The following is a 26,741-nucleotide window of genomic DNA, read 5'->3' as shown; positions in this document are numbered from 1 at the left end:
GTATGGTTCACCTTCTGTGAGCTATAAGTTTTTTCCCCCTACCTTTGTGAGATTTGTAGTGGAAAACAATTCTAAACTTGATCGTGTTCGCGCTGATTACAATGTTCATTACTGGAGCCAAGGCTTCTACGGTATCGATAACCAAGGTGAAGTGTATGTATCACCACGCAATGATAATGCCCATCAGGTACCACTGAGTAATATCGTCTCTAAGCTAGAACAGAAACAACTGAATTTACCGGTATTGGTTCGCTTCCCTCAGATCCTGCACCAACGTGTGCATGGTATCTGTCATGCTTTCAACCAAGCGATTGAAGAGTATCAATACGACAACAACTACCTACTGGTGTACCCGATCAAGGTAAACCAACAAAAAGAGGTCGTCGACGAGATTCTTGAAAGCCAAGCTCAGCTAGAAACGAAACAACTTGGCCTTGAAGCAGGCAGTAAACCTGAGCTACTCGCGGTACTAGCACTAGCTCAGAAAGCGAGCTCTGTGATTGTCTGCAACGGCTACAAAGATCGTGAATACGTTCGCTTAGCGCTAATTGGTGAAAAGCTAGGTCATAAAGTCTTCATCGTATTAGAGAAATTATCTGAGCTCGATCTGGTTCTGAAAGAGGCGAAAAGCCTTGGAGTGAAACCTCGCTTAGGTATCCGTATTCGCTTGGCATCTCAAGGTGCAGGCAAATGGCAATCGAGTGGCGGTGAAAAGTCTAAATTCGGCCTAGCCGCGTCTCAAGTGTTAACCGTCATTGAGCGTCTAAAACAAGAAGACCAACTGGATGCGATGCAACTGGTGCACTTCCACCTAGGTTCGCAAATGGCCAACATTCGTGATATTCGCAATGGGGTTAATGAGTCAGCTCGCTTCTACTGCGAATTACGTGGCATGGGTGCAGATATCAAATACTTCGATATCGGTGGTGGCTTAGCCGTAGATTATGATGGCACACGCAGTCAGTCTTCTAACTCGATGAACTACGGGCTGATTGAGTATGCACGTAACATCGTAAGTACAGTGGGCGATGTCTGCCAGCAGTACGAGCAACCGGTTCCAGTAATCATCTCTGAGTCTGGCCGATCGCTGACAGCACACCACGCAGTGTTGATCACAAACGTAATTGGTACAGAGGCGTATCATCCAGAAAGCGTGGTAGAGCCAAGTGCAGAAGATCCAACTCTGTTACAGAATATGTGGCGTAATTGGGAAAACCTGCAAGATGGTAGCGATGCGCGTGCCTTGATTGAGATTTATAACGATACCCAAAGTGACTTAGCCGAAGTTCACTCACAGTTTGCAACTGGCGTACTGAACCTACAGCAACGCGCTTGGGCAGAGCAGCTTTCGCTACGAATTTACTTCGAGCTGAGCCGCCAGATGAGCAATAAAAACCGTTTCCACCGTCCGATCTTGGATGAGTTGAATGAGCGACTAGCGGATAAATTCTTCGTTAACTTCTCGCTATTTCAATCTCTACCAGATGCTTGGGGGATTGATCAGGTGTTCCCTGTTCTGCCGCTATCAGGATTGGAAAACGTTGAAGATCGCCGTGCAGTCATGCTCGATATTACTTGTGATTCTGACGGAGCTATTGAGCAATACGTTGAAGGTCAGGGTATTGAAACCACGCTGCCAGTGCCAGCTTGGGATAAGGATAAGCCATACCTGATGGGCTTCTTCCTTGTCGGTGCGTACCAAGAGATTTTGGGCGATATGCACAATCTGTTTGGCGACACCCACAGCGCTGTGGTGACCGTTGATGAAAACGGTGAGGCGATTATAGAGCGCATTGATGAAGGTGACAGCGTTGAAGATATGATGCGCTATGTACACATCGATGTAGATAAGATTCGTCAAAACTACCGTGAGTTAGTTGCTGAGCGTGTCAATGTAAACGAGCAGCAAACCGTCTTAGAAGAATTAGAAGGTGGTCTAACAGGCTACACCTATTTAGAGGATTTCTAAATGAATGATTTGTTTACAAAAACTGATTATTCGCTTTACTCGAATTCAATGAGTTTTATGCGCAGACCTTACCTGCGCAACCCTGTCACTGCAGATGCCGATCTCGTCGTACTTGGCGTACCCTTAGATATGGCAACATCAGGCAGACCAGGCGCTCGAATGGGGCCAGATGCCATACGTCGTGCATCAGTAAATCTTGCGTGGGAAGGAAACAAGTTCCCTTGGGATTTTAATGTCTTTGACCGCGCTAAAGTCATTGATGCAGGTGACTTGGTATTCGATTGTGGCGACGCGGAAGATTTCACTTACCGCCTAGAAGCAGCAACCAGTGAGATCCTTAAAAGTGGAAAAACGATGTTGGCGCTAGGTGGTGACCATTTCATCACTCTGCCGATTCTACGTGCATATGCAAAGCACCACGGAGAAATGGCACTGATTCATTTTGACGCGCACACAGATACTTATGACAACGGCAGTGCTTACGATCATGGCACCATGTTCTACCATGCGCCAAATGAAGGACTAATTTCAGCGAAGCACTCTGTCCAAGTTGGTATTCGTACTGAGTATGACCAAAACCATCATGGATTCAATGTTATCAATGCCATGGAAGCGAATGACTTGAGTGCCGAAGCGATTGTAGCGCGTATTCGTGACATCATTGGCGATAAGCCAGTCTATGTGACCTTTGATATAGACTGCTTAGATCCTGCTTTTGCACCGGGTACAGGCACTCCAGTTTGTGGTGGTTTGAACTCTGACAAAGTACTTAAGATCTTGCGTGGTTTAGCTGGCGTTAATATCGTCGGAATGGATGTGGTGGAGGTATCTCCTCCATACGATCATAGCGACCTGACTGCCTTAGCAGGCGCGACCGTCGCACTTGAACTGATGTACGCTTGGGCATCGAACCGCGATAGCGAATAACCTATCTAATATCAATCGGGATAAATAGAGCCTGCCAAATCAAGACTGGCAGGCTTTCACTGAGTACCACGAAATCGTTGAGGCGTTATTCCTGTCCAACGTTTGAACCCCCTTCTGAAATTGGCGGTATCGCTGTACCCCAATCGAAAAGCAATCTCTTCAATGGTCAATTCGGTCCGAAGCAGAAACTCTTTGGCAATGTCGCTACGTACTTCGCCGAGCAGTTTCTGGTAGCTTGTCCCATCCTGTTCAAGCTTTCTTCTTAACGTACGTGAAGAGCAGCCAAACTGCATTGCAATCGCTTCAATAGATGGGAACACACCCGCACTCTGATATAGAATTGTTTTGATCTGGTTGGTCAGCAGATATGGCGATTGTAGTGCTGCTATGACTGAATCGCAGGATTGAAGGCAAGTGCTCAACATATCCGCGTTATGGTTTTTTAGCGGCAGAGACAATAACGAGGAACAAAAGCTCAAGCTTAGACTAGGCGCTTCAAACTCGGCTGCGCAGTTAAATCGCTCGCTATACTTCGAACCATAAGCAGGTGCTCGATAAGGAAAACAGAGTCGAGTAATCGCGAGCTTCTCCCCTGTTAGCTCTTCGAACATAGCCACTAGCGCACTAAAGAAATACTCGCTACAGAAAGGCAGAAGTTCACCAATTTCGAGCGTATTTTCCAATACGATAGAAGCAATACCGTCATCTATTGTCACTTTTACGGAAAACACCGGACCATTTAGGTTGAGATATTTAAACCCCGTTTTAATCGCTTCTTCTAAAGTTCGGCTTCTTAAGATGGCATAACCTAAAAGACCAAAATGGCTCAGTTTGGCCCTTTCTCCAATCAGTAAACCCAACCCTACATCGTGAAACTGCTGAGACACATGGCGAAACAGAATCAACTTGTCCGCATAGGTCAACTGCGTCTTTTCACTTTGCCAATCTAAGTGAGCTAAGCCTAGATTCTGTAATATGGGTGTCGTCTTAACTCCAAAGCTCTCCACCGCCTTTAGCAATAAGGCAATGTCCATTACGCCTAACTGGTGACGATGATCTGTAGGTAGATACTCAGCGACAATTTCCATAACTCGTTTTTATTGGTTATTTGGGTTTGTTGGCTAATTGGTGCTTCTAGCATACTGACATTATGAGTTTACTTTCGTGATCCTAGATTACTTTATGTCCGAAAGTGACCTGATGAATCGCTTCAAAATGGCTCAAGCTAAGTCAAGTGTTAATCATTTGTAAATCAAAGCTATGATCTCTACTCAATCTGCCCCTCAGAATCTTGTGTCGTCAGAAGGCAAACCCACCTATGGTCATTTTGATGGTACGCCTAAGCAGCTCAATGCGACCTGTTTTGACTATCGAAATAGTATGGACAAACCTGCAAGCAAGCTTGCCAAGCATTTCCACTATAAGCAGTTTCAGTTTGTCAGTCTGAAAACGGCAAGATACATCATAGGATTCGCCATCGCAGATATACGCTACCTTGGTTCGTCTTTTTGCTATATCTACGACACCGAAAGCGACTCGCTAAGCGAACAAAGCTGGTTAAGACCACTGTCGTTTGATAAACAAATGACCGAGTCGCCTTACGCTGGTTTGACACATATTGCTGGGGCAAAACTGCAGTTTGAAATAACCAAAGGTCAGTGGCGTGCTAAAGCGATAAGCAACGATCTGAAGCTCGATATTATTTTACATGCTCCAGCCAATAGTTTACCGCTTTCCGTATGCACGCCTACGGCCTATTCTGGCTGGACTTACACTCAAAAGCACAACGCACTTACCGTGACTGGCAAGTTAGAAATCGATGGCAATAGCGTAGATCTAAACAGTGCACTCGCCAGTTATGACTTTTCAGCAGGGTATATGCGCCGTGAAACGAGTTGGCGCTGGGCGAGCATCAATACCCGCGATGAAAGCACCTTGCTTGGGTTGAACCTAGCCGCAGGGGTTAATGAAACTGGCAGCTGCGAGAATGCACTTTGGGTCAACGGCCAACGAGACCTGATCAACCCAGTCCATTTTACGTTTGATCGCGACTATGTTGAGCAAGATTGGCACATATATTCCGACGATGGACGAGTTTCGCTTAGGTTCAAGCCGCTCAATAAACGCAGTGAAAAGCTCAACTTACTGCTACTCAAAAGTAACTTTCGCCAGTTCATCGGTCTCTTTGACGGCTTTGTCATCGACAATGATGGGCAAAAGCATCAGCTAAGAAGTGTTCTTGGGCTCACTGAAGATCACTATGCCAAGTGGTAATCCTGTTTAACGGAGAGCAGAAATGGAATTTCAAACGATTATTGATCACCCAGAGTGGCTGCTGATGTTGCTCGCTCCACTGTTTATTGGCTTGATGGCCGCAGAGTATTTCATCGGTCAGAAACGAGGAAAGCTGCCAGAAAACTCCGGCTATAAACTGCCAGAGGTGCTGTGCAATTTTTCGTTAGCAGGCATGCATCAACTAGCGGATCTGCTGACAGGTCTCGTCATCGTAAAACTCTATTTTTGGCTGTTTGGTTGGAAGTTGCTCGACATTGAAATGAACGCGACCTCTTTCATTGTTTTACTTGTTTTGCAGGATTTTTGCTATTACTGGTTTCACCGTGCGAGCCATAGGATACGTTGGATGTGGGCAGCCCATGTCGCGCATCATAGCTCGGAAAGAATGAATTTTAGCACCGCATTTCGTCAAAGCTTAATGTACCCGATAGCCGGAATGTGGCTGTTTTGGGTTCCCTTGGTCATCATAGGTTTTGAACCTAAATGGGTCATCTTTGCCGTGCTGCTCAACTTAGGCTTGCAGTTTTTCGTCCACACTCAGTGGATTCGCTCACTGGGTAAGTTCGAGCTCATTTTTAACACGCCATCGCATCATCGAGTCCATCATGGACGTAATCCACAATACATAGATAAGAACTACGCGGGGGTTTTGATTATTTGGGACAAACTGTTCGGTACGTTTGAACCTGAAGTGGAAACCGTTCGCTATGGGATTACCAAGCCTATCGACAGTTATAATCCGCTGACGGTCACCTTCTCCGAATGGCGAGATATGCTCCATGATGTGCAGAGTAAGCATATGTCACTAAGACAGAGGCTGAGGATCTTGATTGCACCTCCCAGTGATAAACCCGTGGCTATTGAAACAAAGGATTCAAAACAGCCTATAGAAGAAGCCAATCAATAACAGACTAACGGTCGACACTGTGCTCTTTACGCAAGCCTTTAAGTAACTGCTGTGCTTGCTTAGGGCTACGCAAGCGAACAAACCGAATATGCTGGTAATCTGGGTGATTCATATCTGCTAGATAACGCTGCTGGTTCTTGTGATAGGTTTTCACTGTCCAGAGGATTATTGAATCACGGCTAAAGAAAGACTTGGCAAAAGTTTCGCGATTGCCTGTTCCCGGCCAAAGCTCTTTGCCTGTGATACATCGCTGTATCGCTCGACTTACCGCCTGATACAAAGTTCGTGGGAGAGAGTAATCTACCCAAATAACAGTATCGACGTTCTCCCATTTCACTTTGCGTGTACGGTTGTAATTGCCATCGAGCACCCAACTGGAGCCTTGCAATGCATTGCGGATCTTGGCGAAAAACTCTGGGTCTGGTGACTCCTGCCAATCTGGTTTCCAGAACAAGCGATCCATCTCGATATGCTCGCAATCAAGAGCACTTGCTAGCTGAGCACTAAAAGTCGATTTTCCACTTCCACTTGTCCCTACAACATTCACCTTATGCATCGTAACTCCTTGTATGCAAGTCAAAAAAGGGGCGAGAGTAGACCACAAGTTGCACAGTCAATCAAGAGAAATATTGCAAATAGCACAAGACTAAAAAGGGCATCCGAAGATGCCCTAAGTCATATGTCTAAGATCATAATCTTAATCAAGTCTTAGTGTCACGCCAGAGTAGTTTGTGTAACCGCGCAGCATCACATGGTAAGTCACGCCTTTTTGGGCTGATACACTGCATTGCTCACTATTGCCGTTTCGGTATGGACGACAATCATAGCTACTCGTCGTTGGTTTGCTGCCTGCTTTTACGTACAAATCAGCATCACCTGAACCTCCAGAAATAGACACAACCACATTTGATGCTGAATCTACGGTAAAGGTGTAAAAGTCTTGAGCAGAGCGGCTGCCACTAAGGTTAGTGAGAGGCTTACCTTTCTCGAGAACGTTGCCGCCAGGAGGCGTTGCGCCACAGCTCGCATCAACACCAACAGTGGTAAATGCCGCTTTAACATCATCGACGCTGTATCCCATATCGGCAGCAGCTTTCGCTACACCACACGCACCTTGGTCAAAAGTACTGTTTGCTGTCCAGTAAAGTTGGTTAGCCACTGTAAAGACTTCGAATCCCTTACGGACATTCCAGCTAGTCTTATTCGACAACAGATAAAACGCGCGGTTGAAAACGCCACTGGAGTAGTGAACATTTAAACCATCATAGTATTGAGATGCATGATCAATTGAACGACCATCTTTTGAAGGTTGATCAAAGTAGCGTAGGCCACCTTCTGATTTAAAGATATCTGCACCCACAATCCAGTCTACATTGCCACGCATGTAGTACTCCGCAGCCTCACCTGCAATATCAGAGAATGCCTCGTTAATACCACCAGACATGTTTTGGTAGACGAGCCCTGAATTTTGCTCAGTGAATCCATGACTCACTTCGTGTGCGCTGACGTTAATGTCCACTAGTGGATAAAAGGTGTTTTGGCCATCACCGAACGTCATTGACGAGCCATTCCAGAATGCGTTTTCATAGTTAGAGCTATAATGTACACGCATCGTTAATTGGAAAGTCAGAGGGGCGGTGTTCATCCACTCTTTATACATGTCAAACACGACATTACCGAAGTAATGAGCATCATTAAGTGGTGAATAAGCACCATTGATGTATTTGTGATCGGTAAAGTTAGTACCATCAGTACAATCGTACGTATACGCCTGAGTACCAGAAGTACCATGATTTAAATCGATGGTTTTGACCGCAGCATTTTCCAACTTACACTTAGTACCGGTTTTGTCGATAGCAAAAGCTGGGAAGTCTTTACCGTAATCATAGCGATTGGTCTTTAAGTTACCTCCGGGGCCTGTACCGGTTGCTTCTGCATGGTTTAAGCCATCCCAATGCTGAAGTACTTTACCTGTCATGGCATCGATGAAATAGAACGGACGCGCTGGTTCTTCCTCTGCGACAAAGAAATCTACCATGTATACCACTTGCGCCGTCTGTGACTCATCTAAACGGACCATAAGTTTAGCGTTTTCATTTTCAACGTTAGGTTTAGCTACAGACTTACCTTGATAGGCTGCAATAGCCGCCGAGACGGCTTGCTTTTCATCCAGCGTTGGGCTTGTCGTTGCTAGATCGGCACCAATACCCTGAGCCATGGTACCAAACACTTGGCTAGGCTGATCTTTCGACACGGTGGCGACAACTGAAGTATCAAATACTGGCAGGCCTAAGTGTGTTTGTTGGTAACGGACCTTTGTTTTTCCGTTTGGCAATACGACACGTTTCACTTCGACGAAACCTGTCTCTACTGGAACAACACTGTTCGATTGAGCCTGAAGAGTTTGTTGTAGTAATGCATCATCACTGACTTGCACCATTTCTGCCGCAGCCACAGACCAGCTCATAGACGTGCCCATGATAGCGGCAATCATCCAGCTTAAATGACGTTGTTGGTTCATTATTCTTTCCTGTTATTTGTAGAAACTCCTTCTTCCCAACAGCAAGATAGGAAGTGTTTAGCGATAAATCGCGCATTAAACATGGAAGATAGAACCAAAATTGAGCAAGTTTATAGCTCAACTCGCTTTTACCGAACGCTCACTAAAATTTACGCAAATAAATCAATAACAAGCGAAGTATAAAATTGAGCAATATTTAGTTGTAACAAAGCAAAGGCTTATTGCTAATGACAAAAATGTGCGCCAATTAATCCACACAAAACCATCAACAAGTAGCACGTGATTTACGCCTAAAGTTTAGTTCTCGCTTTCATACTTTGCAGTACAGCTTCCCGTCAAAGATATAGAGTAAAAATTCAATTAATACCTCAAGAGCCCCGATAGCTGACACATTAAAATACCGTCTCATTTTTAAGAAACTACACACTTATAAATCGGCTTTTGTTCTGTTTGAACTCCAGTAATGATTTGAAGGACTTTTGCATGTTGCAAAATAGTTGCAATATGCAAACTAGATATACAACCAACGCGTAAGAAGACAGTGTTTAAGGGTTAATTCCCTATTTATTCAGCACCTTCCTGTGGCACACCCTTTGCTTTGATGGTTGTAAAAATGTAAATCAATATTGCGTCAGACAATAAAGAGAAAGGAATTTCTGCATGCTGTCTAAACTAACGATTGCTCAAAAAGTGTATTTATTAGGCTTCTGCCAACTGCTTGCTATGGCTATCTTAGGTGGGTTCGCACTCTATCAAATGAACAAAATTGGTAACGAACTTATCGACATAGCGGAAGAGGATATACCACTGACCAAAAAGCTCACTGTCGTTACTGAACATCAACTTGAACAAGCAATTCTATTCGAACGAGCCCTACTCAAAGCCATTCGTGTAGATCAAGGGATGGAAAGTAAACAAACCTTCGAAAAGGCCAAGGATAAAGTGCATGACCTGACGGTACAGGTACAAGAAGAGATCATCGAAATTGAGTCATTCATAGAACATGCGATCCCTTTACTTCACTCAGAAAAAGCCAAACAGGAATTTGCTCAACTGCTCGCAGACCTGAAAAAAGTAGAGGCGTCCTACAGTACTTTGACGGGCGAAGTCGACCAAGTCATGGATTATGGACTCAACGGTGATATCGAGAAGATGTTAAAAATCTCGCACAAGGTCGAGGCACATGAAGACGAACTGGATAAAGCTTTAATCGCGATACTGGATAGGGTTCAGGATTTTACACTGAAAAGCGCATTACAGGCCGAGCAAGATGAGAAAGAAGCCATAAAATGGATGACTATCATAGCCGCTATATCTTTGGTGGTCGGTATTATCCTGCCACTTTTAGTAACTCGCTCTATTCGTTCCCCCATATTGAATCTAATTGAAAGGTTAGAGCAAGTGGCTAGCGGAGATGGAGACCTCACTGTAAAACTTGAGACCAGCTCCAACGATGAGACGAGCACAGTAGCAAGATCCTTCAACAAATTCTTAGGTGTTCTGAGCTCTATGATTTCACAAATCAACTCTAAGGCAGAGGAGTTGCAAAGTTCTTCGAACCTGACTTCTAGCTCTTTGCAAAGAACATTACAAAACGTAGAAAAACAGCGTATTGATATTGAACAGGTCGCCACTGCTATTAACCAGATGAATATGACGACCCAAGAAGTTGCAAACAGTACAGCTAATGCTTCTTCAGTCACCGACCAAGTTAAGAAAAACGTCTTAGAAGGACATAGAGAAGCACTCGCTACGCAAGAAGTAATTCAAGAACTGGCGAACGAAGTAACAAGCTCATCAGGTGTCATTGAAAACTTGGTTTCAGAAACCAACAACATTGGTCAAGTCTTGGACTCAATTCAAGGCATTGCAGAACAAACAAACTTGCTCGCACTAAACGCTGCTATTGAGGCCGCACGAGCTGGTGAAACCGGACGTGGTTTCGCTGTAGTCGCAGACGAAGTAAGATCTCTGGCTAAAAGAACTCAGGAAGCAACTATTGATATTCAACAGCTAGTGGAAAGATTGCAGTCAGAAGCCAAAAACGCAGTCACGAGTATGAAGAAAGGCACCGACACAGCGGAGCTATGTCTATCTAAAAGTAGTGAATCTGCCAATACATTCTCGCTTGCAGCTGAGTCTGTAAACCAAATTGCTGACCTAAACCTGCAGATCGCAGCAGCAGCTGAACAGCAATCAACTGTTACGCAAGACTTAGACAACAATCTTATCAGCATAAAAACGCTAGCAGATGAGACCGCCGAAGACACTAAGCAGTCTGCAGTTACTAGTGAAGCCATCGCTAAAAATGCTGTCGATCTTCACAACAATCTACGCAAATTCCGTTGTTAACCAAATGTTGAAAATAGCGGCTTTGAACAGTGCGTTCAAAGTCGCAAATTCAGCCCTGCTCTAGCCACATGTATACAAAGTAAAGTATGATTGTTTTATAAAGGAAATAAATGGTTTAAGAGTGAACGCCGCCTATGGCAAATCTAAAAAATTCTGTGGCAAAAAATATCAAGACTAAGGTCGCGGGTCAGACCCAAGATGATGTCGTTTACTGCCACATTTTCGATGCAATTCTGGAACAACGCCTTCCACCAGCAACGAAACTCAATGAAGAAGCCTTAGCCGAAATCTTTAGTGTCAGCCGAACCATCATTCGCCGCGCTTTGCTGAGACTCTCTATGGAGCAAGTTGTCAGTATTCGCCCAAACCGCGGGGCTATGGTCGCAGCGCCTACTAAGGAAGAGGCGAAGCAGATCATTAAAGCGCGTGAAGTCATGGAGCTAGCGATTACTGAGTTAGCCGTTGAGCACGCAACACCCGCCGAGATTGACGAGTGTCGTCGATTGGTTGAAAAAGAAAATCAAGCTTTCGACAATGGTGATTATGGTAAAGGGCTACGTTTATCAGGTGAGTTCCATATTAAGCTAGCCGAGATTGCAAACAACGCTCCGCTGCTTGCCTTCCAACGCAGTTTAGTTTCTCAAACGTCACTGCTTATCGCCCAGTACGAAACAGGCAACCACGCTAATTGTTCTTTAGATGAACATACGGTGTTACTTGATGCCATTGAGGCAGGTAAAACCGAGCAGGCCGTCGAGTTAATGCGAGTGCATATCGACCATATTCGTTCCAAGCTCAACTTAGATAGCGGCGCCGCTTCCAACGATCTGCACGTTGTGTTCTCTGATCTGATTAAAGGGCGTTGATAAGGTAGCACGATGCGGGAACGCTTCGCTTTTGGATGTGAGACCGCTGCGCTACGAGAAAAAGCCAAATTCCCAACGCTAACTTAACAAGGTGTTGGGAATTTCTCTCCCTCAATACTCGCTGCAAGAGAGCCTCAACTCACTCGTCCCTCGTTCTTCAGGATGACAGTGCCTACATCCCGTATCCCGTATCCCGCATCCCGCATCCCGCATCCCGCATCCCGCATCCCGCATCCCGAAGATTGTACACAATAAAAAATACAATATTAATTTTCTTTACGTAAAGATTTTTTACTCGAAGATTAGATAACTTCATCATATTAATCATAAGCTTATCGAAAACACCTCTGTTGAATAGCGCCTAAAAAACGCCTTTTCGTGTTGCATTTTTGTAAAAATAAAGTTGACCTTATGGTCAAATTATCCAATTATTGACCACAAGGTCAGAAAAAACATCAGAACAATAGTGTCAATGCACAAGGAGGTCTCTTGATTACTTTCCTACTCAATCAAGAACTCAAACAAGAAAGTGAGCTGTCGCCTAACATGACAGTGCTTCAGTACCTGAGAACACATGTACAAAAAACGGGTACCAAAGAAGGATGTGGTTCAGGTGACTGTGGTGCCTGTACCGTTGTACTGGGTGAAGTCATTGAAGGAAAACTTCAGTACCGCTCTGTTAACTCTTGTTTGACGTTCGTCTCTAGCCTTCATGGTAAGCAACTTATTACCGTCGAAGACTTGCAGAACAAAAACAAACTGCACCCAACACAGCAAGCCATGGTGGACTTTCATGGGTCTCAATGTGGCTACTGTACTCCGGGCTTTATTATGTCCATGTTCGCTTTAAGTAAGAACAAACCAGCAGCGAACAAAGAAGATGTCATGGAATCACTGGCTGGCAATCTATGTCGCTGTACGGGTTATCGCCCTATTGTGGATGCTGCCTTGTCATTGGTTTCAAACGAGCCACTAATGGATCAGTTTGTTGAGCTTGAGAAGAAAACGGTCGCGAGACTGCAAACCTTGCAAGAACAGCCAGCTAGCTTAAGTCATGGAAACTTGACCGCGTACCTTCCGCGTAGCGTCGATGAGCTAGCAGAAATTTACACTGCAAATCCTAAGGCGAAACTGGTTGCTGGCGGTACCGACTTGGCGCTAGAAGTAACCCAGTTCCACCGAGAAATTGAAACTCTAATCAACGTCAACCTTGTTGAAGACATGAAGGTTTGCGAAGAGAGTGAAGACGCTCTACACATTGGTGCTAACGTGGCAATTAGCGATGCATACCAACTGCTGACCAGCCACTACGCTGATTTCGGCGAGCTGCTACATCGCTTCGCATCATTGCAAGTACGCAACCAAGGTACGCTTGGCGGCAATATTGGTAACGCTTCACCAATCGGAGACGCGCCACCACTTCTCATCGCACTTAATGCTCAGGTTAAGCTGCGCCGTGGTAAGCAATCAAGAATCCTGCCGATTGAAGATTACTTCATCAGCTACAAGGTGACCGCTCAGCAAGAAAGTGAGTTTATTGAACAAGTCATTATTCCTAAACCGAAGAGCAACGACACCTTCCGTGCATACAAACTTTCTAAGCGCTTAGATGACGATATCTCAGCAGTATGTGGTGCGTTCAATATCCAGATAGAAGATGACAAAGTGGTTGACGCTCGTATTGCCTTTGGCGGTATGGCAGCAACACCAAAGCGCGCTTCGAACTGTGAAGCTGCTTTAATTGGCCAGAGCTGGACGCAAGAGACTATCGATAAAGCAATGAAAGAGATATACAGCGACTTTGAGCCACTGTCTGATTTCCGAGCAAGCAAAGAATATCGCTCTATGACCGCCGCGAACATGCTGCGCCGTTTCTTTATCGAGCAGAACCATCAGAACAACCAGATTGAAACGAGGGTAACGTCTTATGTCTAACGCACACCATCAGACCCTAACTCATGAAGAGATGGTCGCCATTGTAAAGCAGGATCTCAAAACTGGCGTTGGTAAAAGCGTAAAACACGACAGCGCCCCAAAGCAGGTCACGGGTGAAGCGGTCTATATTGATGACCGTCTTGAATTCCCAAATCAACTGCATGTGTATGCGCGTTTAAGTACCCACGCTCATGCGAAAATTACCAAGCTTGATGTTTCTCCATGTTATGAATTCGAAGGCGTGGCGATTGCCATTACCCATGAAGACGTACCTGGGCAACTTGATATCGGCGCCATACTACCCGGTGACCCATTGCTTGCTGACGGGCTAGTTCAATACTATGGACAACCCGTACTCGCAGTTGCAGCAAACGACATGGAAACCGCACGCAAAGCCGCGCAAGCCGCCATTGTTGAGTATGAAGCACTGCCACCGGTTCTGGATGTCAAAGAAGCACTAGAAAAAGAGCTATTTGTGACTGAGAGCCACCAGCAAAAACGTGGCGATTCGGCAGCAGCACTTGCCAATGCTAAGCACATCATTGAAGGTGATTTAGAAATTGGCGGTCAAGAACATTTCTACCTTGAAACTCAGGTTAGTAGCGTTATACCGACCGAAGATGGCGGTATGATCGTATACACCTCAACGCAAAACCCGACAGAAGTACAAAAGCTAGTTGCTGAAGTTCTTGGCGTCCCTATGCATAAAGTCGTGATTGACATGCGCCGTATGGGTGGTGGTTTTGGTGGTAAAGAAACCCAAGCCGCAGCGCCAGCATGTATGGCGGCCGTGATTGCTCATCTAACCAAGCGCCCGACTAAGATGCGCCTACCACGCGCAGAAGATATGACCATGACGGGCAAGCGTCACCCATTCTACAACCAATACAAGATTGGTTTTGATGATGATGGTGTCATTCAAGGGTCAGAGATCATCGTTGCAGGTAACTGTGGCTACTCACCAGATCTATCAAGCTCAATTGTCGACCGCGCAATGTTCCACTCAGACAACGCCTACTACCTAGGTGACGCAACGGTCACAGGTCACCGTTGTAAAACCAATACTGCCTCAAATACTGCCTATCGAGGTTTTGGTGGCCCGCAAGGTATGATGACCATTGAGCACATCATGGATGAGATTGCCCGTTACTTAGGCAAAGACCCACTCGAAGTACGTAAAGCCAACTACTACGGTGGTGAAGGACGTGACGTCACTCACTACTACCAAAAGGTTGAAGATAACTTCTTACCAGAGATCACAGAGCAGCTAGAGCAAAGCAGTGACTACCACGCTCGCCGCAAAGCAATTGCCGAGTTCAACAAGCAAAGCCCTATCTTGAAGAAAGGCTTAGCGATCACTCCAGTGAAATTTGGTATTTCATTCACGGCGACTTTCCTCAATCAGGCTGGCGCGCTCATTCACATCTACACCGATGGCAGTATTCATTTGAATCACGGTGGTACAGAGATGGGACAAGGCTTGAATATCAAAGTGGCACAAATTGTTGCACAGGAGTTCCAAGTTGATGTTGAACGTATCCAAATCACCGCAACCAATACCGACAAAGTACCGAACACATCGCCAACAGCAGCCTCATCGGGCGCCGACCTCAATGGTAAAGCCGCGCAAAATGCCGCACTAACCATTAAGCAGCGCTTGATTGATTTTGCTTCTAGCCACTTTAAAGTCTCACCTGAAGAGGTGGTTTTCAAAAACGGCATGATCATGATCCGCGATAAAATCATGACCTTCGAATCCTTTGTTCAATTGGCCTACTTCAACCAAGTATCACTATCGAGCACAGGCTTCTACCGTACGCCGAAGATCTACTACGATCATGAAAAGGCTCGCGGTCGTCCATTCTACTACTTTGCTTACGGTGCCTCTTGTTCGGAAGTAATCGTTGATACCTTAACAGGTGAGTACAAGATTCTACGTGCAGACATTCTGCATGATGTAGGTGCTTCGCTAAACCCTGCCATTGATATCGGTCAGATTGAAGGTGGCTTCCTGCAAGGTGTCGGTTGGTTAACCACCGAAGAGTTAATCTGGAATGAGCAAGGCCGCTTAATGACCAATGGCCCTGCAAGCTACAAGATCCCAGCGATCGCAGATATGCCAATTGAGTTCCATACCCACTTACTGGAGAACCGAGCGAACCCAGAAGATACGGTATTTAATTCAAAAGCCGTCGGTGAGCCACCGTTCATGTTGGGTATGTCGGTCTGGAGTGCATTGAAAGATGCGATTGCTTCTGTCGCCGTCGAGGGAGCGATTCCTAAGTTGGATACACCAGCAACACCAGAACGTGTCTTGATGGCGATTGCGAAAGTGAGCCAGCCACAAACGGCACCAGAGAAAGCTGAACAAGCCTAGTAGGCGTCATTCCATAGACTGATGAAAGAAGGAGTAGGGAATCTCTTAAAATCGGCACTATCTATAAGAGATCCCCAACTCTCTCGTTCCTCGCTCTTGAGGATGACAATGGTTAAAGAGTCCTTGTTGCCGAGAATGACGACAAGATAAATAGTTCAAGGAGAGACGTATGTTTAAGGACAATTGGATTCATGAACTGGCACAACTAGAGAAAAACAGCGAACCGTGCGTGATGGTGACTGTATTGGAAGACCGTGGCTCTGTGCCAAGGGATGCAGGAACCAAAATGCTGGTCACCCGTGACAGGTTGATTGCCACTATAGGTGGTGGTCACCTTGAGCATGTCGCGACCAAAATGGCTCGTGAGATGCTGATCGCTGGTGAACGCTCACTCAAAGTAGAACGCTTTAATTTAGGTGCCCGTCTAGGCCAGTGTTGTGGCGGAATGGCAACACTGAGCTTTGAACCTATTGGCACCGCGCAAAAGCATCTGGTTGTGTTTGGAGCAGGTCATGTTGCCAAAGCCCTTTTACATATCGTCTCGACTCTTCCCTTCCGAGTTACCTGGATTGATGAGCGTGATGATGTTTTCCCTGAAGAACTACCACGTAATGTGACTAAGTTAGTGACCGATGATCCGGTCGCAGAGGTACGAGACTTGCCACCAAACAGTTACTACTTAGTCATGACTCACAATCATCAACTCGATTTTGATCTCGCTAGAGCCATTATTGACCGAGATGACAGCGTCTATTTCGGCATGATTGGTTCACTGACTAAACGCAAGAAATTTGATATGCGCTTAGCCCAGCGTGGTTACAGTAATGCACAGATCAACACTATGATTTGCCCGATTGGCGTCAGCATGGTGAATGGCAAGCATCCGGCAGAAATCGCGGTATCGGTTGCAGGTGAACTAATCGCACACTATCAGGGCATTCCACTTGAAGAAAAGCGCCCTACGGCACACAGTAAAAGTAATCATATGAGCGATTCGCCACTGGAAGAGAAAATCGCCTAACCCAATCAGCCGTTTAATTTGGGTTGAAAAAGGAAGTAAAAATGACAACGCAACGCAACGCTTATCGTGCAGCAATTTTGCACAGTATCGCGGATCCGAAAGATGTCGGACTGGACAATTCATATCAATTCTTTGATGACGGTATCATCGTGGTCGAAGACGGGCATATTGTAGATATTGGTGAAACCGAGGAAGTGCTCGCTCGCCAACCCAAAGACCTCAATATTACCGAATACGAAGACAAGCTAATTACCTCTGGGTTTATCGATACCCATATTCACTATCCGCAAACGGGTATGATCGCTTCATACGGTGAACAACTGCTCGACTGGCTAGAAAACTACACCTTCCCAGAAGAACGCCGTTTTAAGAACCCAATTTACGCGCTCAAGGTCGCTAAGTTGTTTTTTGATGAACTGGCAAGCAACGGGACTACTACAGCCCTTGTATTTGGTACGGTACATAAAGAGTCAGTAGACGTATTTTTTGGTGAAGCGGAACGTCGTAACCTACGCATGATTGCAGGTAAGGTATTGATGGATAGAAACGCGCCAGACTACCTAACCGATACTCCAGAATCTGGATATGAAGCATCAAAAGAACTGATTGAAAGATGGCACAACCGCGGTCGTCTGCTTTACGCTGTTACTCCTCGATTTGCTCCCACTAGCACACCTGAACAGTTAGCCACTGTGGGTAAACTGCTTGAAGAGTACCCCGATGTGTATATGCACACTCATCTTTCAGAGAACAAGAAAGAGATCGAATGGGTACTCGATTTATTCCCTGAGCGAGATTCTTATCTTGATGTCTATGACCACTATGGTTTACTGCACAAACGCTCGGTATTCGCACATGGTATCCACCTGTCTGATTGTGAGTGCCAGCGCCTAGCAGACACGGAATCAGCGATCGCTTTTTGCCCTACGTCTAACCTTTTCTTAGGTTCGGGCTTGTTTAAGCTACCAAAACTAGAGGAGCACGGCGTAAGAGTCGGAATGGGAACGGATGTTGGAGCGGGTACCAGTTTCTCGATTCTTCAGACCATGAGTGAAGCGTATAAAATCATGCAGCTTCAACAAGAGAAGCTACATCCACTTAAATCTCTCTTCCTTGCAACATTAGGCGGTGCTCGATCACTCCACTTGGAAGACAAGATTGGTAACCTAGAGGTGGGTAAAGAAGCCGATTTTGTGGTGCTTGATCTTCACGCAACGCAGCTGATGCGCTTCCGCATGAACCAAGCGACAACCCTTGAAGAGAAGTTGTTTGTTCTAATGAGCTTAGGTGACGATAGAACAGTGTGCGAGACCTTTATCTACGGTGAAAAAGCGTATGATGCTAAAGGTAAGATAGATGGAAAAAAGTTCGCTAGCTAGGTTCCTATAACCTGCAATTTAAAAACGCTCCTGTTTTTGATGGGAGCGTTTTTATTTGCCAGCCTAATACCTCTACTTAATGCCGTATTTGGCTAAGATCTTGTCAAAGGTACCATTGGCCTTAATTTCGGCTAACCCTTTGTTAAACGCGTCAATGTATTCGGCGTGATTAGGATTCGCTAACCCTGAGGTAACATGCAGTGGGTTAACGGACAAGGCGTTATTGGTGAACTCAAAGTCAGCCAAATTCATTCCCGCACCAGACAAAGTAGACTTCGCCACAAGCTCATCTTCCAACGTCAGATCAATCCTTTTGGCCATCAGCTTTTTAGCATTGGCAACCAAGTCATTCGCTTCGGGCTTTTTAAAGTTATTCGCCGCTAAAAATTCATCACCATAACCGTAGTTACGGATAATACCCACTGTTTTACCCGACAAGCTATCCAATCCGTTGTATTCGAATCCTTCCCCTTTGCGCATAATAAATTTAAGCGAGTTTTCTAGGTAAGGGTCACTGTACTTCAAGAAAGAGGTACGTTCATTGGTAAACCAAGTCGCCACTAACACGTCTACCCTACCGCCTTTAACTTCATTGAGTGCGCGAGTCCAAGGCATAATTTTGAAATCAACACTATGCCCCTGCGACTTAAAGGCTTCAGTAATAATCTCAACAGATACTCCCGGATTTGCTTTATCCTTTTGAACAAACGGCGCCCATGGATCTTGCGCGGCAGTAATGACCGCTGCATTTAAAGCAAAAGAAAACAGTGTACTCACCACAATCAAAATGAGATTTTTCATAACTTATCCTCTGTCTTATTTTAGGTACGGAACTTAGCCATATGGTTAGCAATACTTTGGCTTAAGCTCAGTACTTCTTCCGTTCTTTTAGCGTTCTTAGTCGCACCTGATGAAACATCATTGGTTGCCTCAGATGCTTCAACAATCGCTTGGCTAATTTCTTCAACCGCCATACGCTGCTCGTCAGTTGCCTGCGAAATCTGCCCACTTCTATCTGAAATAACGGTAATCAAGCCTTGCACTTCACTGACTGAGCTTTGAGATTCACTCACTCTTGATGCCGTTTGCTCAAGTAAAGTCGCAATACGAGTCAACTCATCCTCTACCGATTTGGTCGCCGCACCTAATGCAGCAATGTTTTTTTGAATCTGCTCGGTGGATTCGCTGGTTTTCACCGCAAGATTTCTCACCTCATCCGCCACAACAGCAAAGCCACGTCCTTGTTCCCCTGCCCTTGCCGCCTCAATTGCGGCATTAAGCGCAAGCAAATTAGTTTGCTCAGATATGTCATTAATCACGTTAAGAACCGTAGTGATCTTTTCTCCTTCTTCAATCAAGATGTGCATCTCAGCATTTACATGATTCATCTCTTCACGCATGTTAATGATGTCACTAGCAGAGCTCTCGATTGCATCACTGACATTTGTAGCAAGTGAAGTCGCTGTATGTGCTTGTTGGGCAGTTTCAGACGCCGTCTCTGCGACGGTAGAAACCGATTGATTTAGCTCTGTTGCCGCTGCTGCCACAGTGGTTAATTGATGCTTTTGCATTTCAAGCTTTTCAGCGTTGGATTTTGCCGTTGCGCCATTGGCTTGCGCCTTGTCTTTAAGCGCATCGGAAGATTGATTAACATCTTGAACAATTACCCTGAGCGACTCTGTAAAGCTGTTAATTCCTTCGGTGATGTCTGCAAATTCTTGATATTTTGCTGGGGCAAGCTTGTTGGTTAGATCGCCATCACCAGAGGCGAGATCTTTAACCACTTCTGTCAGTTCAGAGATTGGGCGAATCACCGTCATAGACAATGCCACGACGATCACAATCGATAAAATAATATCGAGAACAATCAGCTCAATAATGTTGGTTGTCAGTGAATCTGCAAGCTTGGTATCGAGAGCATGGGTATCAAAATAAACCGTCACCTTACCGACCGAGTTTTCCTCACCATATTCGACAAAAGTCAGTGCAGCACTCATGCTGTTCTCTTCGGTAAACAGAGATTTATCTGTTACTTCGACCGTTTCATACTCTTCATTAACTAGTTGGTGAGTCAGGAAGAGAAGATCGCTGCCTTCGTTATCAATCAATTGTACGGCGGAGATTTCTGGCAGCTTCAGTTCTGCGGAAATAGAAACTTTTGCCGAGTCTAAATCAAAATCCCATACTGCCTTGGGCAAACTGATCATCATCCGCTGAGTCGTATTCTCTACCGAATGCTGTAACTCAACTAATAAGTTATCTTTAAATCCTTGATACTTAAGGAATGCCGATACTAGTAACACTAGAGTCAGAGCAATGATGACCTGTACTAAAAATACGACCTTTAACTTTTTCAAAACTGCCTCCCAAATTTTTCGACAGTTAATAAAAAAGTAGTAACTGATTAATCAATTATCAAACTAAGGGTTTAATTAGATTTAAATCACATTTTTTAGGGTGTATGGCTGCCGTTACAGAAAAGGAGAAATACCGAGAGACTGGCATCAATACCCCTAACAAACATGATTGTGACCAATGGACAGTCAGATAAGTCAAACCTAAATGGTTGCAGGGGCGTATTTGTCTACAATACGCTGCACTAAGTCAATACGAACAGGCTTAGGTACAACATCATTAAAACCTAGCTCTAAATAGTGCAATACGTCTTTATCGAAGGTGTTTGCGGTTAGCGCAACAATTGCGGTGTCTGGCGCCAAATCATCTTGTCGAATTCTTTTCAGCGCTTCTATCCCATCCATAATCGGCATTTGAATATCCATGAAGATGATATCGAAATGGCGTTGCTTAATAATATCTAAGCACTCTTGTCCATTGTTTGCAGTGGTAGTTTCAACTTGCAATGTCGACAACATTTTCTGCGCGACGATCTGATTGACTCGCATATCTTCCACGATCAAAGCAGATAAGCCCGAACTGTTAGTCAGCGAAACCTCTGGTTGTACTATACTCTGCTTCTGACTACCTAACACACTGAGCAAGCTGAAAATATCATAAGGCTTAGTCAGCTTTAATTGCTTATCTGAGACGGTAATTGAATTAGGTAAATCCGCAATCACAACGATCATTTCCTCATTGTCGCGTACCACAGGTAAATTGTTCTCTATGCTGCTGTCGCCACTTTGGTAGTAGACAGTGATATCACCAGATTCATCAAACAAGCCAAAGCGTTTTAGTTCATTACTGATTAGCTCTTTGGCATGGAGGTCAGCACTAACCACCCTTAACCGGCTTTCAAGATTCGCAACACAGCCAATGGCTTTCTCTCCCTCAACCTTAACTGGTATTGCAACGCTAAACTCTGTGCCTTTATTTAACTCGCTCTCGACCTCTATAGACCCATCCATTAGATTGACCAATGACTGACAAATAGACAGCCCCAAGCCAGTACCACCATATTTTCTTGTGATGGAATCATCGGCCTGCGTAAACTCTTCAAATACTTTATCGAGTTGCTCTTGTGACATGCCGATACCGGTGTCAGACACCTTTATTCTTAATAAGCTCGCTTGTTCTAAGCGCTCCAATGAAAGGCACACATCAACATAGCCCCGTTCAGTGAACTTAAGAGCGTTGTAGCTTAAGTTATTGATCAACTGCAGCAACTTAGTTTTATCTGCGATGAGTTTGTAATCCTTATCCAACTGTGTCGAAAAAAAGATCTCAACATCGCTTTTGCTCATATCAACGAAGATGGTTTTAGACAGCTCAATTAACTCACTGCAATAGAATGGTTCTGTTTGCAGCTTCATCTTTCCTTGCTCTATCTTACTGATATCAAGCACACTATTAATCAGCTTTAGTAGGTGTTGGCCTGAGCTATTAATCATCGACAAAAAGTTGCGCGTCTGCTCATCGGTAGACTCGTAGTACTCTTTGTGACTAAGCCCGATAATAGCGTTTAAAGGCGTTCGCATTTCATGCGACATATTGGCCAAAAAGCGAGCTTTAGCGGTTGCATGCTGCTCAGCGAGCTTTTTCGCCTCTTCTAGTTTTTCAGTTCTTTCTTGAAGATCGCGACTGAGTTTACTCTGGTTTAGATACATCCATGAGACTACTCCGATCATCATAATCGAACCAAGTAATATCATAGCTAGGTAAACATACTGCCGATTGTAAAAGTCTTCTTTGTACTGAACGAACTGCATTTGATTCTTCTGTACATTGGAGACAAACCTAGATAAATACGCATTCACATCGGCATAGACACTCTGTAGCTCTTTCTGGGCTAATTCAGCTTGGTTATCGTTCACTGAGGCCATACTTTGTAAACGAATCAGCACGTTCTCGATTCGACTGGTTATTTTGGCTAGCTGATCGACATCACCATATTGGGTATGAATCCTAATCGTTCGCTCGGCGGCAAAGTCTTGCAATATACTCGCTTTATAGATTCGAGCCTTCATCTTGAGGGCAGCTAACGCCTTTTCTGACGGCTTGTTTCGAAAGGTCAAAATTTCATTTTTTACTGACAGCAGCTTCACTTTTGCAGAAAGGTTATTGTTAACTATGGTGACATAGGGTTGAGGAGTCACATTTCTAATTTCAGACAGTGAGTAAAAGAAGTAGCCTATCATCAATACGAGAGAAACGCTGAGCCCCCCAATGATGGCTAAAAATGTATGTCTTAGCTTCCAACGAGCCTGCTTAGAAGTGTTACTCAACGACAATTTCCCTGACTTGCCAAACTGATAGGCTGTAATAGGCGTCGTTTCTTAACTCTGCGTGATCAGTAAATGGAAACACGACAAAGAAAGGGCCTTTGTCATCAAGAGTCATTCGATTACCTGACTCATGAGTAGCAAGTATGACCCCATACTTTTTGATATCTGCCACGGGTATGGTGACTAAATACTCGTCCCATGCAATAACCTTAATGGTGTCCCCTCTTGCTCCCACATAGTCTAGCAAGCTTATAAGCGTTGGACCGCGATACTCTACGACCTCTTCTACAACATGGTTGTTGGTATGAATAGTCCCTTGCTCTAAGCCAAAAATCATCGCTTCATCAAGCTCTACCCCATCTAGAGAGTTCGTTTCGCTTATATTGCCCGATACCCAAAGGATTGGCTCTTCCGTTGCCGGCGATATCGCCAATACATGTTGGCTAATAAACAATAAAGTGCTAATCACACTCATAATTAGAGTTGTTCGCATAGTTGCCTCGGAAATCAGTTATTGAGTAATCACGCTATAATCTAGGTCTATCAAGTCAGTATAGACAAAAATCTGTAGAGGGATGGAAATCAACTAATGTATGTCATTGAATCGATGACGAATTAATTCCTTGTTCCTAGCAACACTCTTCTCACAAATCACCTTGCTCTCACTATCTGCACTGCACCAATAATGATGCAGGTTGTTCCTTATCAGTGCGCGAGAACCTTAACAAACACTCAAAAACATCCATACCACCTTGTTTCTAAAGAAATAAATCTCTTGGCATATAGATTGCTCAATATCTACGCAGTCATTGTATACAAGTTAAAATACAAAGGAGAACACAATGGAAAAGACTTCCGACTTAATATACGCACTTGATGATAGGCCCGCGCCAAAAGCAGCGGCGTGGGCAGCGATTCAGCACGTACTGGCAAGCTTTGTCGGCATCATAACTCCGACGCTAATTATTGGCTCCGCGCTAGGCTTAGGTGAACATGTGCCTTACCTCATAAGTATGGCGTTGATGGTGTCTGGAGTCGGCACTTTCATTCAAGCAAGGCGTATTGGCCCAATTGGTGCCGGACTTATCTGTGTTCAAGGAACAAGTTTCGCATTTCTAGGGTCGATTCTAGCTGGCGGCTTTTTGGTCAAAGGACGTGGCGGAAGCGCAGAAGAAATTCTAGCGGTGATATTTGGAGTGTGTTTCATCGGGGCATTTATCGAAATCTTTCTCTCACAGCTTATCGATAAACTTAAAGCGGTGATCACTCCAATTGTCACAGGTATTGTTATCACTACTATTGGGATCTACTTGATCAAAGTCGGTGTGACTGATTTAGCAGGCGGCTTCAATGCACCGGATTTTGCCAGCCTTGAGAACTTGATGCTAGGTGGTTTAGTGCTTACTACCATTGTCATCATGAACCTGAGCCAACATACCTGGGTTCGACTCTCTTCGATTCTTGTTGGCCTTATCGTAGGTTGGATCGCCGCAGCACTACTAGGTAAAGTCGGCTCTATCGACTTTTCAAGCCAAGCTTTTCTGAGTGTTCCTGTCCCTTTCAAATACGGCTTTAGCTTCGATTGGGAAGTGTTTATTCCTATTGCGTTTATCTATCTAATCACAGCGATTGAATCCACCGGTGATATCACTGCAAACTGCATGTTTTCTAAACAAGAGGTGACTGGTCCGAAATATTTAAAACGCTTAAAAGCGGGTGTTCTGGGAGATGGTGTTAACTCATTGATTGCAGCCACATTCAATACATTTCCAAATACGACATTTAGCCAAAACAACGGGGTTATTCATTTAACAGGTATTGCGAGCCGATATGTTGGTTACTTTATTGCAGGAGTGTTGTTCTTACTAGGCTTATTCCCGATGCTAGGCACACTGCTAATGACCATTCCAAAGCCCGTACTAGGTGGAGCGACATTGGTGATGTTTGGTACCGTCGCAGCGGCAGGTATTAAGATCATCGCCAGCGAAACACTAAATCGTCAAAAGATCATGACTATCGCTTTATCCTTTGGCTTCGGATTAGGGGTTATGCTGGTACCAGATCTGCTGAGCAATACGCCAAAACTGGTTCAAAGTATCTTTGGCTCGCCGGTGACACTGGCTGGTCTCACGGCACTTACCATGACAGCGGTACTCGCTTTATTTGATCGTCAAAAGAATGAAAAGGGTCAAGAAGTGATTCTGGCAGATAGTTAGTCCAAACCGCCCTCAACACCGTTATTACTCGTGGTTGAGGGCGCTTCCAATTATTTAGACCACCAGCCTAAACGAGCAACGGCGGGAGAACACCAATAGAACTGCAAATCTCGATTATCGGTACCAATTCTCGCGCTCGCACCGTTTGGACCATCTGTAACGTTATTCAGCGCTGCCTTAAGCGTTGCAAGAGAATAGGTGATCGCCCCCACTCCATGTTGAGTGCTCACATCCACTTTACTCTTCTCTACTTTGTCAAAAAATGGGTCATTGGTGCTGTATAAAACGTTGCCTTCCCCAACATAATAAGAGTGCGGAGTGTATGTCGGATGCCCTGTTGCATTCGTTACCGTTAAGACGCCAGGTTTTAGAGTTTCGATATTGTCTGGATGAATAAGCTCCATCTTAGTGCGCAAGATGCGCCAAAGGTCGACACTCTCTTTCGCGCTAGGTGTTCTGTCTTTGCTCTCGACAGGGAAACAGCGAGTAAAAGCAAAGTCGTGACATATTCCATTAATAGGCATAATTTTCTCTCCAGTTAATATTTGTTAACCATATATTTATAAAATAATAACTACAAACCGAAAATAACTGGTAAAACCAATAGGTTGGATTACGCCAAGATCAAAAAAGGCACCAAACACGGTGCCTTTGCCCCAAGCGAGGAGTTTAGCCTTTCAGGGTTAACATACCTTGAGTGACGATAAAATCGATGATGGTATCTAGCCCTTTGCTTTCCTTAAGGTTGGTGAACACAAAAGGTTTGTTCGGACGCATCCGTTGAGTATCTTGCTCCATCACTTCTAACGACGCCCCAACGTATGGTGCCAAATCGATCTTATTGATGATCAACAAATCTGAGCGAGTAATCCCCGGGCCACCTTTACGCGGAATCTTTTCCCCTTCCGCCACATCAATCACGTAGATGGTCAAATCCGCCAACTCTGGGCTAAAGGTAGCACTGAGGTTATCTCCGCCGCTTTCTACAAACACTACATCAAGATTTTTATGACGTTTTGCCAACTCTTCAACCGCCGCTAAGTTCATCGAGGCATCTTCACGAATGGCGGTATGTGGGCAACCTCCAGTTTCAACACCGATAATACGATCCGGCTCTAATGCTTCAGCACGGGTGAGGATTTTGGCATCTTCTTGGGTGTAAATGTCATTGGTCACAACCGCGATATTGAGTTTGTCTCTGATCGCTTTACACAACACTTCAAGCAATGCTGTTTTACCCGATCCTACGGGGCCGCCAATACCGACGCGTAAAGGTTGTTTGTAGCTTTCCATT

20 protein-coding genes are annotated in these 26,741 nt (G+C 44.9%); 11 read left to right on the top strand and 9 right to left on the bottom strand.

Features of this window, described 5'->3' with window-relative positions; translation table 11 throughout:
• The first annotated feature begins 58 nt into the window (after nucleotides 1–58).
• Together speA and speB are read left to right on the top strand one after the other, a co-directional pair.
• Nucleotides 59–1,969: an arginine decarboxylase gene (gene speA, locus LYZ37_RS16395; RefSeq protein ID WP_272787952.1), complete on the top strand. Its 1,911-nt coding sequence runs from the start codon at nucleotides 59–61 to the stop codon at nucleotides 1,967–1,969.
• Nucleotides 1,970–2,896, top strand: a complete 927-nt coding sequence (gene speB / locus LYZ37_RS16390) for an agmatinase (protein WP_272787951.1) — start codon at nucleotides 1,970–1,972, stop codon at nucleotides 2,894–2,896.
• A gap of 56 nt (nucleotides 2,897–2,952) precedes the next feature.
• On the opposite strand, the gene LYZ37_RS16385 is transcribed toward speB, so the two are convergent.
• On the bottom strand, nucleotides 2,953–3,984 hold the full coding sequence (locus tag LYZ37_RS16385; RefSeq protein WP_272787950.1) for an AraC family transcriptional regulator: 1,032 nt from the start codon (nucleotides 3,982–3,984) through the stop codon (nucleotides 2,953–2,955).
• Nucleotides 3,985–4,156: 172 nt separating this feature from the next.
• On the opposite strand from LYZ37_RS16385, the gene LYZ37_RS16380 reads away from it, so the two are divergent.
• Entirely contained in the window at nucleotides 4,157–5,170 is a 1,014-nt protein-coding gene (locus LYZ37_RS16380; protein ID WP_272787949.1) for a DUF2804 domain-containing protein, read from the top strand.
• Between the two features lie 22 nt (nucleotides 5,171–5,192).
• Nucleotides 5,193–6,098 carry a sterol desaturase family protein gene (locus tag LYZ37_RS16375; RefSeq protein WP_272787948.1) on the top strand — a complete coding sequence of 302 codons (906 nt, stop codon included), beginning with the start codon at nucleotides 5,193–5,195 and terminating at the stop codon, nucleotides 6,096–6,098.
• Nucleotides 6,099–6,102: 4 nt separating this feature from the next.
• Here LYZ37_RS16375 and LYZ37_RS16370 read toward each other — a convergent pair whose 3' ends face one another.
• Together LYZ37_RS16370 and LYZ37_RS16365 are read right to left on the bottom strand one after the other, a co-directional pair.
• A complete protein-coding gene (locus tag LYZ37_RS16370; RefSeq protein ID WP_272787947.1) occupies nucleotides 6,103–6,654 on the bottom strand; it encodes an AAA family ATPase in 552 nt (183 codons plus the stop codon).
• 141 nt (nucleotides 6,655–6,795) lie between these two features.
• A complete protein-coding gene (locus LYZ37_RS16365; RefSeq protein ID WP_272787946.1) occupies nucleotides 6,796–8,619 on the bottom strand; it encodes a M4 family metallopeptidase in 1,824 nt (607 codons plus the stop codon).
• 660 nt (nucleotides 8,620–9,279) lie between these two features.
• On the opposite strand from LYZ37_RS16365, the gene LYZ37_RS16360 reads away from it, so the two are divergent.
• From LYZ37_RS16360 to guaD, 6 genes are all read left to right on the top strand, one after another.
• Nucleotides 9,280–10,971, top strand: a complete 1,692-nt coding sequence (locus tag LYZ37_RS16360; protein ID WP_272787945.1) for a methyl-accepting chemotaxis protein — start codon at nucleotides 9,280–9,282, stop codon at nucleotides 10,969–10,971.
• A 134-nt stretch (nucleotides 10,972–11,105) separates the two neighbouring features.
• Entirely contained in the window at nucleotides 11,106–11,837 is a 732-nt protein-coding gene (locus LYZ37_RS16355; RefSeq protein WP_239824011.1) for a GntR family transcriptional regulator, read from the top strand.
• A gap of 489 nt (nucleotides 11,838–12,326) precedes the next feature.
• The gene (xdhA, locus tag LYZ37_RS16350) at nucleotides 12,327–13,772 is read left to right on the top strand and encodes a xanthine dehydrogenase small subunit (protein WP_004744604.1); all 1,446 of its coding nucleotides are present in this window, start codon (nucleotides 12,327–12,329) and stop codon (nucleotides 13,770–13,772) included.
• Complete coding sequence (gene xdhB / locus LYZ37_RS16345) at nucleotides 13,765–16,149, top strand: xanthine dehydrogenase molybdopterin binding subunit (RefSeq protein ID WP_272787944.1); 2,385 nt, start codon at nucleotides 13,765–13,767, stop codon at nucleotides 16,147–16,149. Before xdhA ends, xdhB begins: the two co-directional genes overlap by 8 nt.
• A gap of 169 nt (nucleotides 16,150–16,318) precedes the next feature.
• Nucleotides 16,319–17,170, top strand: a complete 852-nt coding sequence (xdhC, locus tag LYZ37_RS16340; protein WP_272787943.1) for a xanthine dehydrogenase accessory protein XdhC — start codon at nucleotides 16,319–16,321, stop codon at nucleotides 17,168–17,170.
• A 41-nt stretch (nucleotides 17,171–17,211) separates the two neighbouring features.
• Nucleotides 17,212–18,549: a guanine deaminase gene (gene guaD, locus LYZ37_RS16335; RefSeq protein WP_239856006.1), complete on the top strand. Its 1,338-nt coding sequence runs from the start codon at nucleotides 17,212–17,214 to the stop codon at nucleotides 18,547–18,549.
• Between the two features lie 72 nt (nucleotides 18,550–18,621).
• Here the strand turns inward: guaD and LYZ37_RS16330 are convergent, their stop codons facing one another.
• From LYZ37_RS16330 to LYZ37_RS16315, 4 genes are all read right to left on the bottom strand, one after another.
• The gene (locus LYZ37_RS16330; RefSeq protein ID WP_171320538.1) at nucleotides 18,622–19,350 is read right to left on the bottom strand and encodes a transporter substrate-binding domain-containing protein; all 729 of its coding nucleotides are present in this window, start codon (nucleotides 19,348–19,350) and stop codon (nucleotides 18,622–18,624) included.
• Nucleotides 19,351–19,370: 20 nt separating this feature from the next.
• Nucleotides 19,371–20,906: a methyl-accepting chemotaxis protein gene (locus LYZ37_RS16325; RefSeq protein WP_272787942.1), complete on the bottom strand. Its 1,536-nt coding sequence runs from the start codon at nucleotides 20,904–20,906 to the stop codon at nucleotides 19,371–19,373.
• A 201-nt stretch (nucleotides 20,907–21,107) separates the two neighbouring features.
• Nucleotides 21,108–23,231: an ATP-binding protein gene (locus LYZ37_RS16320; protein WP_336314496.1), complete on the bottom strand. Its 2,124-nt coding sequence runs from the start codon at nucleotides 23,229–23,231 to the stop codon at nucleotides 21,108–21,110.
• On the bottom strand, nucleotides 23,224–23,724 hold the full coding sequence (locus LYZ37_RS16315; protein ID WP_272787941.1) for a hypothetical protein: 501 nt from the start codon (nucleotides 23,722–23,724) through the stop codon (nucleotides 23,224–23,226). The genes LYZ37_RS16320 and LYZ37_RS16315 overlap by 8 nt, the downstream gene beginning before the upstream one ends.
• A 349-nt stretch (nucleotides 23,725–24,073) precedes the next feature.
• On the opposite strand from LYZ37_RS16315, the gene LYZ37_RS16310 reads away from it, so the two are divergent.
• A complete protein-coding gene (locus tag LYZ37_RS16310) occupies nucleotides 24,074–25,447 on the top strand; it encodes a nucleobase:cation symporter-2 family protein (RefSeq protein WP_272787940.1) in 1,374 nt (457 codons plus the stop codon).
• 50 nt (nucleotides 25,448–25,497) lie between these two features.
• Here the strand turns inward: LYZ37_RS16310 and LYZ37_RS16305 are convergent, their stop codons facing one another.
• Nucleotides 25,498–25,971, bottom strand: a complete 474-nt coding sequence (locus LYZ37_RS16305) for a hypothetical protein (protein ID WP_272787939.1) — start codon at nucleotides 25,969–25,971, stop codon at nucleotides 25,498–25,500.
• A gap of 145 nt (nucleotides 25,972–26,116) precedes the next feature.
• Nucleotides 26,117–26,740, bottom strand: a complete 624-nt coding sequence (gene ureG, locus LYZ37_RS16300; RefSeq protein ID WP_272787938.1) for an urease accessory protein UreG — start codon at nucleotides 26,738–26,740, stop codon at nucleotides 26,117–26,119.
• Nucleotide 26,741: the final 1 nt, after the last annotated feature.

The organism is Vibrio tubiashii (genome assembly GCF_028551255.1).
Taxonomy (GTDB): domain Bacteria; phylum Pseudomonadota; class Gammaproteobacteria; order Enterobacterales; family Vibrionaceae; genus Vibrio; species Vibrio tubiashii_B.
This window is presented reverse-complemented; position numbering and strand designations above follow the sequence as displayed.

Bases quoted from the DNA above. Each gene is read 5' to 3' on its own strand.
- LYZ37_RS16365 (WP_272787946.1), bottom strand. From the start codon at position 8,619: ATGAACCAACAACGTCATTTAAGCTGGATGATTGCCGCTATCATGGGC.
- LYZ37_RS16330 (WP_171320538.1), bottom strand. From the start codon at position 19,350: ATGAAAAATCTCATTTTGATTGTGGTGAGTACACTGTTTTCTTTTGCT.
- LYZ37_RS16370 (WP_272787947.1), bottom strand. From the start codon at position 6,654: ATGCATAAGGTGAATGTTGTAGGGACAAGTGGAAGTGGAAAATCGACT.
- LYZ37_RS16305 (WP_272787939.1), bottom strand. From the start codon at position 25,971: ATGCCTATTAATGGAATATGTCACGACTTTGCTTTTACTCGCTGTTTC.
- LYZ37_RS16360 (WP_272787945.1), top strand. From the start codon at position 9,280: ATGCTGTCTAAACTAACGATTGCTCAAAAAGTGTATTTATTAGGCTTC.
- xdhB (WP_272787944.1), top strand. From the start codon at position 13,765: ATGTCTAACGCACACCATCAGACCCTAACTCATGAAGAGATGGTCGCC.
- LYZ37_RS16380 (WP_272787949.1), top strand. From the start codon at position 4,157: ATGATCTCTACTCAATCTGCCCCTCAGAATCTTGTGTCGTCAGAAGGC.
- LYZ37_RS16355 (WP_239824011.1), top strand. From the start codon at position 11,106: ATGGCAAATCTAAAAAATTCTGTGGCAAAAAATATCAAGACTAAGGTC.
- LYZ37_RS16315 (WP_272787941.1), bottom strand. From the start codon at position 23,724: ATGCGAACAACTCTAATTATGAGTGTGATTAGCACTTTATTGTTTATT.
- LYZ37_RS16375 (WP_272787948.1), top strand. From the start codon at position 5,193: ATGGAATTTCAAACGATTATTGATCACCCAGAGTGGCTGCTGATGTTG.
- speB (WP_272787951.1), top strand. From the start codon at position 1,970: ATGAATGATTTGTTTACAAAAACTGATTATTCGCTTTACTCGAATTCA.
- xdhC (WP_272787943.1), top strand. From the start codon at position 16,319: ATGTTTAAGGACAATTGGATTCATGAACTGGCACAACTAGAGAAAAAC.
- ureG (WP_272787938.1), bottom strand. From the start codon at position 26,740: ATGGAAAGCTACAAACAACCTTTACGCGTCGGTATTGGCGGCCCCGTA.
- LYZ37_RS16310 (WP_272787940.1), top strand. From the start codon at position 24,074: ATGGAAAAGACTTCCGACTTAATATACGCACTTGATGATAGGCCCGCG.
- LYZ37_RS16385 (WP_272787950.1), bottom strand. From the start codon at position 3,984: ATGGAAATTGTCGCTGAGTATCTACCTACAGATCATCGTCACCAGTTA.
- guaD (WP_239856006.1), top strand. From the start codon at position 17,212: ATGACAACGCAACGCAACGCTTATCGTGCAGCAATTTTGCACAGTATC.